Origin of the sequence: Marinifilum flexuosum, assembly GCF_003610555.1 — a bacterium.
GTDB classification, from domain to species: domain Bacteria; phylum Bacteroidota; class Bacteroidia; order Bacteroidales; family Marinifilaceae; genus Marinifilum; species Marinifilum flexuosum.
The window spans coordinates 2313971-2327651 of record NZ_RAPQ01000008.1 but is presented as its reverse complement, the minus strand read 5'-3'; the positions used below and the strand labels follow the sequence as shown (position 1 = coordinate 2327651).

Annotated in this window: 10 protein-coding genes; 2 read left to right on the top strand and 8 right to left on the bottom strand. The window is 36.8% G+C overall.

The window, feature by feature from the left end:
• Positions 1-42 precede the first annotated feature (42 nt).
• A complete protein-coding gene (locus BXY64_RS09415) occupies positions 43-1962 on the bottom strand; it encodes a S9 family peptidase (RefSeq protein WP_120239620.1) in 1920 nt (639 codons plus the stop codon).
• Between the two features lie 215 nt (positions 1963-2177).
• Between BXY64_RS09415 and BXY64_RS09410 the strand changes: the two genes are divergently transcribed.
• Positions 2178-3398: a 6-phosphofructokinase gene (locus tag BXY64_RS09410; protein ID WP_120239619.1), complete on the top strand. Its 1221-nt coding sequence runs from the start codon at positions 2178-2180 to the stop codon at positions 3396-3398.
• Between the two features lie 309 nt (positions 3399-3707).
• On the opposite strand, the gene BXY64_RS09405 is transcribed toward BXY64_RS09410, so the two are convergent.
• Positions 3708-4658: a radical SAM protein gene (locus BXY64_RS09405; protein WP_245996629.1), complete on the bottom strand. Its 951-nt coding sequence runs from the start codon at positions 4656-4658 to the stop codon at positions 3708-3710.
• Between the two features lie 229 nt (positions 4659-4887).
• Between BXY64_RS09405 and purU the strand changes: the two genes are divergently transcribed.
• The gene (purU, locus tag BXY64_RS09400) at positions 4888-5751 is read left to right on the top strand and encodes a formyltetrahydrofolate deformylase (RefSeq protein WP_120239618.1); all 864 of its coding nucleotides are present in this window, start codon (positions 4888-4890) and stop codon (positions 5749-5751) included.
• A 241-nt stretch (positions 5752-5992) separates the two neighbouring features.
• On the opposite strand, the gene BXY64_RS09395 is transcribed toward purU, so the two are convergent.
• The 6 genes from BXY64_RS09395 to BXY64_RS09370 form a co-directional block, all read right to left on the bottom strand.
• Entirely contained in the window at positions 5993-6520 is a 528-nt protein-coding gene (locus tag BXY64_RS09395) for a hypothetical protein (protein ID WP_147375961.1), read from the bottom strand.
• A 20-nt stretch (positions 6521-6540) separates the two neighbouring features.
• Entirely contained in the window at positions 6541-6966 is a 426-nt protein-coding gene (locus BXY64_RS09390) for a DUF3859 domain-containing protein (RefSeq protein WP_120239616.1), read from the bottom strand.
• 57 nt (positions 6967-7023) lie between these two features.
• Entirely contained in the window at positions 7024-8184 is a 1161-nt protein-coding gene (locus tag BXY64_RS09385) for a DUF6051 family protein (RefSeq protein ID WP_120239615.1), read from the bottom strand.
• 180 nt (positions 8185-8364) lie between these two features.
• Positions 8365-9132, bottom strand: coding sequence for a hypothetical protein (locus tag BXY64_RS09380; protein ID WP_120239614.1), 768 nt, complete (start codon positions 9130-9132; stop codon positions 8365-8367).
• 1053 nt (positions 9133-10185) lie between these two features.
• Positions 10186-10956, bottom strand: coding sequence for an RNase H family protein (locus tag BXY64_RS09375; protein WP_211334444.1), 771 nt, complete (start codon positions 10954-10956; stop codon positions 10186-10188).
• Between the two features lie 531 nt (positions 10957-11487).
• On the bottom strand, positions 11488-13527 hold the full coding sequence (locus BXY64_RS09370; RefSeq protein ID WP_120239612.1) for a M13 family metallopeptidase: 2040 nt from the start codon (positions 13525-13527) through the stop codon (positions 11488-11490).
• Positions 13528-13681: the final 154 nt, after the last annotated feature.

Here is a 13681-nt window from a genome sequence, read left to right as displayed (position 1 = left end):
ATTTGTAAAAAAAGGGAAACCAAATGGTTTCCCTTTTCTTTTTTATTCTTTTTGATCTTTCTTCTCTTTTAAATATTTATCCAAGAAATTTACAATTTGTCCATATCCCTTGATTTCATTTTCCTTCTTACGGAAACCATGACCTTCATCCGGGAAAACGATATATTCTACAGGAACATTATTTTTCTTAACAGCTTCAACAATTTCGTCCGATTCAACCTGAAGAACACGAACATCATTTGCTCCCTGAAGTACCATTAAGGGTTTAGTTACCTTATCAGCGAAAAACAATGGAGATTTATTATATAATGCTACAGAATCCTGAGTTGTAGGATCACCCATTTCAGCATATAAAGCTTTTCTAAACGACTCCCAATACGGAGGAATTGATTTTAGAGTTCTCAACCAATTGGTTACTCCAAAAATATTTACACCCACTTTAAACTCATCTGGTGTATAGGTAAGTGCAGCCATGGTCATATATCCACCATACGATCCACCAATAATACCAATCTTATCAGGATCAACAACACCTGTATTAATCAGGAATTTCTTTCCCCAGATACAATCTTTCAAATCTACATCGCCATGCTTTTTATCGTCCATAGCAAAGAATTTCTTACCATAACCGCTACTTCCTCGGTTGTTTACAGCCAAAACTGCATAGCCTTGGTTCACCATATATTGAATTAGTGAGAAGTAACCAACACGCGATTGCCCACCCGGACCACCATGTACCCAAACCAAAGCAGGTACTTTGTTATCGGTGCTTGCCACTTTTGGTTGATAATAAATGGCAGGAATTGGAAGACCATCAAACGATTCATAACGAACCACTTCAGCTTCAACAAGGTTTGCAGGATCAATTTTAGGATTTAACGTATTGGTAAGCTTTCTGGCTTCTGTATCTCCCATATCAAACACATAAATATTATTTGGCGATACAGATGTTCCAACAACCAATCTTCCTCTTTGCTCATCTTTCGTTATGCGAATCGATTTGATATCAGCACTAGGAATCTTAGGCAATTGAACCTCTTTTCCACTTGCAATCTCAACTACTTTAATATTGGTTTTTCCATCTTCATTGATACCAATAATCCTATAGGTTTCATTGTAGCTGTGATATGCATACCAAACATCCCAATTGGTTTTATAAACCAAACTTTTCTCTCCTGTTTCAATATCATACTTGTTTAGATAAACAAAATCAGAATCTTCATTACACAAATAATACAAGTATTTGTTATCTAAACTGAAGAATTGTGGATTATAGCTTGCATCACCAAAATGCTCCGAGATGTGTGTACGTTTGCCTGTTCTTCTATCGTACAAATACATCTCATTATTAGTAGTAGTCAGACTTTGTGTTAACGCCAGATATCTGTTATTCTTACTTTTAGCTTCAACATCAAAACCATCATTGTTGGTGTAAATTAACTTAGGATTTGGCTTGCCATTAAGAACCGACTCAACACTTACCTGGTACAAATCCATAAACTTAGGATTGCGCTTGTTCGATTGATAAAAGAAAGATTTTTCATCACGATCCCATCCCCAGAAACTTGCTTTTGCATTTTCGAATGGAGTTAAATCAGTAATATTCCCTTCTTCGTCTCTCATGTAGATGTGATTGTTTTCATTTCCACCCTGATCAGCCGAGAACAAGACCTTATCGCTATTTGGAAAATAGGAAATGGCAAAATAGGACTCTTTTTCGGAGGAAGTTAATTGTTTCTGACCTGAGCCATCAACAGGAATCTCGAACAGGTTATAGATACCTGTTTCGTTACTGCTTACCAATAACTTCGATTTATCAGAAGAAAATGATCCTCCGCTTACACTAATGTTCTTGTAGAATTGCTCGATACTGTACGATGGTACCGTAATCTTTTCTTTTGCTGGCTCACAAGACACAAGAGCAACAACAAAAATCAATAAAATCAGATAATTACGTTTCATATTTTTAAAATGAAGGTTAGAAATACTTTTTGAATTAAGTATTGAGAGTGGTGTCGGATATAAATTTATAACATTGTTTCGGCTTTACAAAATATTTATATGTGGTTCAAATCATTTAATTCTGCACAAGAATTAGCTTTTGCAATCAATCAATTCAATTCAAAAGCTCTATATTTGCCCAATCTTTTTAAAAATGATATTTGAGACTAAATAGTATGAAAGAATCTGTTGTTATTTTGTGTGGTGGAGGTCCAGCACCAGGAATTAATACTGTAATTAGTAGCGTTGGTAAAGTATTTTTAAGAAATGGTTACCGAGTTATTGGTTTACACGAAGGTTATAAAGGTCTTTTCTCTGAAGATCGTAAAATGGAGGAATTAGACTTTGTAACTCTTGATGCAATTTTCACCAAAGGTGGTTCACACCTAAAGATGAGTCGTTTTAAGCCAAAAGACAGCGATTTTACAACCAAATTCTTTATTGATAACAACGTAAAACTATTGGTTACCGTTGGTGGCGACGATACTGCATCTACTGCAAACAGAATCAGCAAATATTTGGCTGATAACAATGTGAACATTTCAAACATTCACGTACCAAAAACCATCGATAACGATCTTCCATTGCCAGAAGGAACCCCAACATTCGGATTCCACTCGGCAAAAGACGAAGGGGTTAAGATTGCAACAACGGTTTACGAAGATGCTAGAACTTCTCAGAACTGGTTCGTATTGGCTGCCATGGGTCGTGAAGCGGGTCACCTGGCATTCGGAATTGGTGCTGCATGTCATTTCCCAATGATTATCATCCCTGAGATGTTCAACAAAACTGATATCTCGGCAGAGAAGATTGCACAATTGGTGATCTCATCTATCATCAAACGTAGAATTTTAGGATTGAACTATGGTGCTGCTGTAATTAGTGAAGGTGTTTTCCACTTTATGAGCGACGAAGAAATTGAAAGTACCGGTGTGAACTTTACCTACGATGCTCACGGTCATCCTGAGTTGTTCAACGTTAGTAAATCTCACGTATTTAACATGCTGATTCAGCGCAAAATCAAATCTTACGGACTAAACATTGGAACTCGTCCGGTAGAATTAGGTTTCGGTTTGCGTTGTTGTCGTCCTATCGGATTCGACTTGAGCCTTTGTACTCTTCTTGGCGATGGTGTTTACACTTTATTCAAGCAAGGCCATTCGAAATGTATGGTGACTGTTGATCCTAAAGGTGATGTAGCTCCACTTTTCTTAAAAGATGTTGAAGATGAAAATGGAAAAGTAAAACCTCGTTTGGTAGATGTAAACAGCGATAAAGTTCAAAATGTAGTGAATTACAACTTACATTATCTAACTGAGGAAGATATGGAAGCAGCTAAGGAGTACCTTCCGGATCCAGAAAATTATATCTTCAAAAATATTTTGAATTGGAATTAAAATTAATGTACGATTAGTAATGAGTAATTAATAATTGAAAGTTGTTCCACGCCAAGTGCGCAAAAAATTTATATGGGAAGAACGCAAAGAGGATATCATTGTATATTTAATCTTTGCGTTCTTTTGCTAATGTTTTTAGTACTATTTACTAAATAAAGTAAAGGCAATTGAAATGATTCAACTGCCTTTATTTTTATCGTATAATTAAATGTATTAATACAATTTCAAGTATTAAATGATTTGTTCTGGCCTCAGAGATTCTTTGCGTTCTTTCCGTATAAATTCTTTGCGGACTCTGCGTGAAATATTTTACTGCTCACGAATCTGATAGAACACACCTCTCTCCTGTTCCACTTTTTCGAATCCTTTCAGGCTGGCCAGATTTCCCAGGCATCTATCAATTTCTTCTTCACACAGTCCCAGCATTGTAATTAGATCTTCAACCGTACAAGGTCTGCGCGATATGGTTTCTTTGATTGCCGTTTCGGTATCCGAACGAAATTGCGTTTGTGTCGACTGCTTGGCTTTGGCAATGATTCTCACATTATCCAATTGCCATAAATCCATTACCGCTTGCAACTCTTCTTGTGTTGCACCACAAAGATTGGCAACAGTTCCCGGACGATCCAGGGTATTCAACTGAACGATATCAGGATTAATTTTTAAGATGATTTCCTTTAGGGCTAATAACTCTTCCTTGCTGTCGTTATAATTTGGCAAGATGAATACTTCCAGCCAAATTTCACCCTTAAACTCGGCACTAAAATCGATCATTCCCTGAATGTAAGCTTCAAAATTGATCTCCTTGTGCGGACGGTTTATCTTTCGGAATACAGGCTCTGTTGCCGCATCTAATGATGGCAGAATCAAATCTGCTTTATTTAGCGCTTCTCTTACCTTCTTATCATGTAAAAGGGTTCCGTTGGTGATAACACAGACTGGAATATTTGCCTCATTCTGCTTTACAAAAGCAATGATCTCTTCCAAATTGGCATTTAAGGTTGGCTCACCCGATGCCGTTATGGTCACATAATCGGGAGCCTGATTGTGCTGCAAATAGTGGTTCAACTCTTCCTTAATCATATCTGCAGCAATATAATCTTCTGGTTGTACCGACAATTGCGTTGTTCTTCCAACTTCGCAATACACACAATCAATGGAGCACACTTTTTTGGGCACCAAATCTACCCCCAACGACATGCCTAAACGTCTCGATGGGATTGGCCCAAACAAATATTTATACATTCTTTCCTTTGTCATCTTTTACTAAACTTACAGTTCTCTTTCAAACCGTGATTTTACATAGCAAACCTAATGAAATATATTAGAAACTGATTAAAATTATCCTTCAGAATTTAAACAGTGTCTTAGGATTTTCTCTCTTTCAACAAAATTTCTATTTTTGCATGACACACCTATCAAATTCTAACGGACAATTCGTAAATTTTAAGTAATTAACCATCGGGAATATCCGATTAAACGCACGAATATGTCTGAAAATAATGTAAATGCTTATTTGCTTCTTACTTGTCCCGATCAGAACGGGATTGTAGCTAAAATCACACAGTTTATCTACCAAAGTGGTGGCAATATTATTGCACTAGATGAGCATGTAAATCAAAACCAGGAATTCTTTTCATTTCGTGTGGTTTGGAACATGAAAAACTCTAATATTCCGGCCTCAGAATTGCATGCTGCCTTCGAGCCGCTTGCCAAAGAGTTTATGGCACATTGGAGAATCGAGTTTTCGGGACAGAAACAACGTGTGGCCATTTTTGTATCCAAATACGATCATTGCTTGCAAGAGATTTTATGGCGCTACAACATGAACGAGTACGAGATTGAAATTCCTCTGATCATCTCCAATCATCCCGATTTGAAACACATTGCCGATGCTCATAACATTCCTTATCATGTTTTCCCAATTACCAAGGAAAACAAACAGGAACAGGAAGCTAAAGAAATTGCTCTTTTGAAGGAACATGATATCGATTTGGTGGTGTTGGCTCGCTATATGCAGGTATTATCACCGAGTTTCATCGAAGCCTATCGCAATAAAATCATCAACATTCACCACTCTTTCCTTCCGGGATTTGTGGGCGGAAACCCATACAAGCAGGCCTACGAACGCGGTGTAAAAATGATTGGCGCAACCAGCCATTTTGTTACCGAAGATCTAGACGAGGGACCTATTATCGAGCAGGATATCATGCGCATTACCCACAAGGATACCATTCCCGATTTAATCCGTAAAGGTCGTGATTTAGAACGTATTGTTCTGGCTCGTGCACTTAGCTACAAGGCAGAGCATCGTATTATTGTGGATGGTACGAGGACGATTGTTTTTGATTAATATTACCTCACCCCACCCCTCTCCTCAAGGAGAGGGAATTTGAACTACCAAGTTTTTTGGATGGTAAATTACTTGTGGTTACACTTGCTGGTTCGAATTTGCAACTCGGACCTTATGCAAATTTCTGCTCCTGTGAATTTGAAATTCACAGGTTTCGAGTTTTGGATTTCCAATCCTCGAATATAGAATTGTAAATTCTTAACACCATGAGCCCTGATTACAATTCAGGGCTAGGAGATTTTTAAAGATTATACCGAATCCAAATATTCCATCTAATAACAAAGAATAAAATCCCAGCAAGAAAAAAGCCAAGAGCAATATATAGAGAAGACCTGTCTTTTTCTTTTTGAATGGTGTTTCGGGTGCTTAGAACATTAAATTCCTCCACACTTACATGGTAGACGCATATCTTTTCATCTGCTTGAAGTTCGTTCAATTCCGATTTAGGAACAAGTACTCTTACATTACAGCCCGGATAAACCATACCTACGAACTCACCAATTCCAAAATAATCCAGATGATTTGCTGCAACTTGAAAAGTGCATGCGTATTCCTGTAACTTGAAATAGTACATTCTTGTACTTTTTGCACCATGAATAAAGGAATGCGAGCTATAGCTACCTTCTATCGTTTCCAATTCCTTTATCGACTCAATTCTTTGTGTAGTAAAATGTGTATGAATGAATAAAATGGAACCCATACAAAATATTGTAGTGACTAAGAAGTATTTTCGATCAAAGAAAAGAGAAAGTAATTTCCATAAACTCATTAAATTAATTTTTTACAGGTCTATTCTTCCAGCACAAAAGTCTTACTACACATCACCTCACCTTCATGGATGATCTCAAAAATCCATTCGCCCAGTTGCATTTCCCAGTCGAATTCGAAGGTGTAGAAGTCGAAGCCTAGCTCGTCGCTGTATTCGTCTTTTTCCTCGATGGTTTCTATAAATGCTTCATTGCTTTCAGGATTAACCAATTTAGGATGCTTGATTCTACACACAAAATCAACACGCTCTGCAATTTCTGAACCTGTTTCAAAACGATAGCTGATTCCGAAGCTCAAACCTTTCTCAGGATTAATGATATGGGTTCTTTCCTGAAATTCCATATCGTCGGAATGCAAAAAGTAGCCTGTTGAACTGCCAGGTACATATTCCTTCTTCGTTTTCCCTATGGCTTTACAAATTCCGTAATCAACTATTTTTATTTTCATGCTTAATGTCTTTATTGATACCCTCAATTGAAATGAGAGCGTCAAAATTACAGCTTTTTAGTGGTTGAAAAAATAACAAACCTTATTAAATACAGTATCAAAATCGTTGGTGAGTTCCTGTGATGGCTTGCCATTTGAAGGAAATGGATTTTCATGGGTATATTCTCTGTCAAAATCCAACTCATCAACTTTTATATCAATATCATGGTAGGCTCCTTTCAAAGTATTCATTACTTCGTAGGAAGGAATTACAACATCTTTTTTTAGTGTGATTGCATAAATTTGATCTTCATATTTTTTAAACAACTCCTCTCTAAAGCATCTCATTTTCTGGTAATCCAACATCGCATAAAATATTTTTCCTTCCAAATGATCTTCCTCTATATAATGATGTAGCAAGTTGTCTTTTTGTAACATTTTCTCAAAATGCTCAACCAAAAATGAATACAGGGCAACATTAGCTTCACTATCAAGAATAAATTTAGAAACCGGGGATAAACGATTAAAGGTAGCACCACTGCAAAACAGACATACCTTTGTATTGGAGAAATAATTCTTGTAATTGCTAAATTTTAAGATTTGAGCCAGAAAGCCTCCTATTGAATAGGCAAAAATATCAAACTCAAAATCCTTGCTGATAAAATCATGCTTGCCTTCTTTGCACTCTTCAACAAACTGGATGATATCATAATAAGTCTGCAAGCCTGACCAAATAAAACGTTGTGGCATTGAGTGCAATCGCATACTTATGGCAACATTCGACAGCGTAGAATTCACAACATTAGGATATCTCTTTTTTCGCTCCTCGCTTAACTTGTACATGCCTCTTTTGTTACTCCAATGTTTTGGTGCTCGCTGCATGTGAAAAGCAATTGGAAATAATATTACGCTGCTTCCTGTACCTTCACAAATCGATTCGGCCCAAGGCAGATATTTATCCCAGTCTTTCTCGTTAAAACCATGAAAAAGAAACACTACTTTTTTGGTAGATTCTACTCCTGCAGGCTTTATAATATGATACTTGAAAAATCGATTTTCTTCAATAGAAATATCCTTAACATGAACATTGTGGTTAATGGTTCCTACCTCTGTATAAAAAGGCGATTCATGTTTTAAATCCATATGATGAGATACACAATGGTAGTCGATAACTCCAGGAAGTATTTTATAGGATAAGGATTCAAATTCACACTCTTTCAACTCTGTTCTATTATTCATAACTCCTTAATTTTAGAATACTAACTCATTTTAACGCTTCTTTATTGCCATTTATGTAAGATATTTTAGATATGGAGAAGACACTCACACTTCGTAGACGAATCAAAACACACAGAACACTAACAGAATTCTCTCATTGTCAAAAGATACTATGGTTTCATATCCATTATAGTTGTAAGTTTATTCATTCAAAAATTCTAACATGATGCCGTTTAAAGAACCTATGTCCTTCTCTTTTTTAATGTATTTATCAATTTTAGTGTTTCCCATATTTTGAATTGTATATTCAGGCAGCTCCTCTTTAAACATCAGATAAACAAATGTATCTACCAACCTTTCTTTTAAAGCATGCGAAAGCTTGTGCTTTTGTACAATAGAATATTCCATTCCAATGTGGGTGATTTCGTGAATTATTGTATTCGCAGGTTCTTCATAATTCATAAATCCCCCCTCTTCATTAGTCAGCAAAGTTATTGTCCCTTCATCAGGAGAATAACTACCTCCCGTTCCATATAGTGTGAATATAAGTTTGTATTTATCAAACATTTTGAATTTCCAATCCCATTGATCTTTCTTAGAATCTATCTCATTAATCAGATTGTTCATAAGGTCAATCTGACTTTCAACTTTTTCTATCGCTTGCTTATAATTGTTCTGGTTGAAGACTTTGCTCTCTACAAACGTATAAATGCCAGGAAAATCTTCATTTCCAAAAACTCCCTTTTTAGATTTCACGATTAACGAGTCGATTAATGAATCTTTTGGAAGATGAATGGCATACCCTTGCTTCTCAAAAAAGGCAATATCGTTTATTGTTCTCCAAATTGAAGTTGCTTCTTGTCCTACGCTGGCTTGTGTAATTTCAATTCGAGATTTTGATGTTTGTGATATACATATTATACTGCTTATCGAAATAAGAAAGACAAGTAATAATTTGAATGGTTTCATTTTGTTCTAATTTGTTGCAAGTTTAGGATACCCTACACTTGCTTTATTTCACTAATAAAAAATTTCAACAAGCTACACGCAAGAATTCATGAAGCTGCGAAGGCTATTTCTCCTTTTCAATTGATACCCTCAACTAAAATGAGAGCCTCAAAATTACAGCTTTTTTTGGGTATAAATAAAAAGCCATCAGCTAAAGCAGTGGACATATGGAAAAGGCTTGTGTAAAATGAATCCTCTTGCCTTGGGTTTTAACCCAAGGATTTGAAAAGTTTATCCTCTACGAGGAATCATTTTTTATCATACATATCAGGCTACAATCATATAACCGCTACGCGGTATTCTCTCTGCAAATATAGTCCGTAGGACATAAATGATTGTAGCAATATGTTCTTATTAGCATCAATACTCCGTAGGAGTTAAACCAACAATTCTGTTGCTAACAGCAAAACACGAACAAAATGCTTACCAACTGAGCTGTTCTGCTCCTGTGAATTTTCAATTTACAGGTTTCGGGTTTGGGATTTTTAATCCTCAAAAATCGAATTGTAAATTCTTTACACCATGAGTCCTGATTACAAATCAGGACTAGCGAGATTCTTGTGTGTTAATTGACTGTATCAACTCTTTAGATGAGTATATTTAAGACAAATACGCTATTAATTTTATTTTAAATATCAAAAGCAGCGCTAAAAGAGGCGTTGAATTATTTTAAGTCCTTGTATTCGCACAAATACAAGCTTTTCACCTCTTTCAAAAGCCATATTTGTACAAATATGAGCGTTTCACCTCTGGAAAAGGCCGTATTTGTGCAAATATGATGATTTACTCATTTGAAATACTCGTTTTTGTTGGAAAATCACTCATTTCTTGTCTTTCAATTCATGTTTTTGCACAAAAACATCAATTTATTTTATTTCAATGCAGGTATTTGCACAAATATGCAGATTTCCTCTCTTGAAACATTCATATTTGCACAAAAACGATCATTTCATGAGTATTTTCTCTGCTATTGCAATTCATTTGAGTCTTTCATGAGTTTTCTTGGCAATTGAGTCAGGCTTTTTTATTCACATTCACCAATTCATGTGCCAAACGATGACAGAAATCTTGCTTCTCATTTCCTGAGTGTCCTTTTATCCAGTTGAACTCCATGAATTTTCCCTTGCATAGCTCGTTCACCTCTTGCCAGTATTCAGAAAATTGAACATCGCGACCAAAGGCGGTTTGCCAGTTATTGTGTTGCCAAAAATGCACCCATTGTACCAAGCCTCGAATTACAAAACGGCTATCGGTATTAATCTGTATTTTCTCGACCGATTGTAAGCGCTGTAACCCATCTAATACGGCAAGTAGCTCCATCATATTGCTGCTTCCTCCTTCAATCATCCGGGAGTAGATCTGCTGTGTACCATCCGGATCTTCGGTAAATCCGCCATAGGCTGATTGATTAAATTCCGTGGAGTGCGATCCATCGGCATAAATTTTATGAATGTCTTTGGTTTCGGTCTTGCAGGTAGTAATTTGTAGCTCATCCGTTCGCCTGTCAACCCTGATGTAGGTATTAAAATCGGCCTCCTCTAAAAATCGAAAATCTTCTATAAACACACAGTTGATGGTTTGGTTGGGTTCTAAGTTTCCTTTAATGGCAGAGCGCATCACCTTTTCAAACTGAAACTTCAGCTTACAAATCGTTGCAGCTAAATTTGATTCTTCATCAATTTCTATTTTCCCATTTGTAGAATTATATATCAGGTGAATTTTTTCATCCTCATCTGAGAGGAAACATTCTACCTGATCTCCATTTATGGATTTTATTTGTAGCATGACTTTGATTACATCCATTCTGCAATTTAAGCTTTAGGATTGATATAGCTTGTGTTTTGGTTGGCAAAATTACCTCAACCATGAAAACACCTCACCCTTGCCCTCTCCTGAAGGAGAGGGAATATCTACGAATTAAATTAGTAGAGAATTATAACAAATACACTCGCGGCGATGATCTGGAGAACTTCCCTTCTCCTTAAGGAGAAGGGACCGAGGGATGAGGTGATTTCCAGCTAAAGCAGAGAATAAAGGGACGTAGTCCTGTTTTCTTCGTAGGAATATAATGTTTCATATACATATTAGGGACGTAGTGCTGATATCAAAATATCATTACCTGATTCTTAAATATATTATTGATTTTATATGCCAGGGCTATGCCCCCTCTGGCAATTCCAATGTTTATTTTTCTACGAAGATTTTAGGGCTAAAGCCCCTTACCTAATTTATGAATCACAAAAAAAAGCCATCTCCACAATGGAGATGGCTATATTTTAAAACGCTGGCAGGTCTATAGACGCTGGCAGGTGTATTTTACCAGATTACTGCACGTTGTTCTTCGGTACGGTACAATGGATCTGTTTCAGCAATTTCGAATGCTTCGTAGAATTCAGGAATGTTGAACAATCCACCATTTACACGGTATTTACCTGGTGAGTGAACATCTTCCTTGATCAATTTTCTTAGGTACTTGTCGCGAGTGTTTCCTCTCCAAACTTTCGAGTAAGCCAGGAAGAAACGCTGCATGTTGGTGAAACCTTCGATATCTGCTGGCTGATCACCGTTTAAAGCCATTTTGTAAGCTTCCAAAGCAACAGTTAATCCACCGTAATCAGCAATATTTTCACCAAGCGTTAGTTTACCATCAACATGAAGGTCTTCGAATGCGTAGAATCCGTTGAATTGCTCAACCAACTTCTCTGATCTTGCATTAAACTTCTCTGTATCTTCAGCTGTCCACCAGTCTCTCATGTTACCATCTTTGTCGAATCTACGACCAGAATCATCGAAACCGTGAGTCATTTCGTGACCAATTACTACACCAATTGCACCGTAGTTTACAGCATCATCACCATCTAAATAGAAGAATGGAGGCTGCAGAATTGCAGCTGGGAATACCACTTCGTTCAACAATGGGTGGTAGTATGCATTAACAGTTTGTGGAGTCATACCCCATTTCTCTGTATCAACTGGCTGTCCTAATTTTGCAATGTTTTTAGCATCATAGAATTTAGCTGATCTCCACAAGTTTTGGATGTAAGAATCAGTACCTACTTCTAATTTTGAGTAATCTTCCCATTTGCTTGGGTAACCAATCTTCACACCAAAAGCATCTAACTTAGCCAATGCTTGTGTTCTTGTTGAATCGCTCATCCAATCCAATTTCTCAATTCTTCCGCGCAAAGCAATTTTCAAGTTGCTTACCAACTTGTCCATTCTTTCTTTCGCTTCAGGTGGGAAATATTTTGCAACGTACAATTGACCAACTGCTTCGCCCAATACGCTACCTGTAGCACTAGACATGCGTCTCCAACGTGGCTTTTGTTCTGTAGCTCCAGTTAAGGTTGTTCCGTAAAAAGCAAAGTTTTGCTTCTCCAATTCAGTTCCAACAGAACCTGCTGCATCATCTAAAACTTTCCATTTTAGGTACAATTTGATATCATCCATTTTCTCATCAACCAACATCTGGTTCAATTCAGCCATATATCTTGGATGAGTTGTAATAACATACTCTTTGATATCAGCGCCTCTTTCCTTGAAATATGTTGCCCAATCGAAGTTTGGATATTCTTTCATCAATGTTTCAACCGGCTTAGGGTTGTACATTGCTGGATAATTTCTATTCTCTAAACGAGTGTTGAATTTAGCTGCCATGCGAGTTTCAAACTTCATGATTCTCTCTGCATTTTTTGCAGCAACATCAGCATTTTCGCCAATCAATTCAAACATTTTGGCAACGTGCTTCACAAACTCTTTACGGATGTTCAGGTTGGTTTCGTTATCAACCACGTAGTAATCACGATCGGATAATGAAAGACCATCTTCTGACAAATACATGCGGTTTACCTCAGTATTTTTCATATCCTGCTCAACACCAGCACCAAATAAAGCACTAATTCCCAATTGGTGTATGTGAACTAATTCCTTACGAAGATCTGTTGCATTCTTTAGGTTTGCAATTCTTTCAAACTCTGGCAACAATGGTTTGATACCAACTTCGTCAATTTTCTTTACATCCATTGCAGTTGCATAGAAATCTTTAATCTTTTTCAGATTACTTCCTTCTTCTGCATTTTCAGCTTTCGCTGCATCTTCCAACAAAGTGTGAACTGCTTCGTTGGCTTTTTCACCAAGGATATCAAAAGCGCCGTAACGACTTCTATCTGCAGGAATTGGAGTATTTTTCATCCAGGTTCCGTTAGCGTATTCAAAGAAATCCTCACCTGGTTTAACAGATAAGTTCATGTCCTCTTTTTTGATCACACCAATGCCTTTTTGTGCTTGCTGTGAACATGCAACTGTAATAGCAAGAGCGGCTCCAAGGCCTAATGCTCCCCATGCTAGTTTTTTCATGTTTACTGTTTTTATAGTTTAGTTTTGATTCTTGGTTTTCTTAAAGCTGTCGAATTTATAAAAATTCCGAACAAAACGCCTATTTTTTCGACAAGCAGGACAAATCTCGGGATAAGACTCATTGCGAATTTTAAGTAAAAAGATAAAAACATGA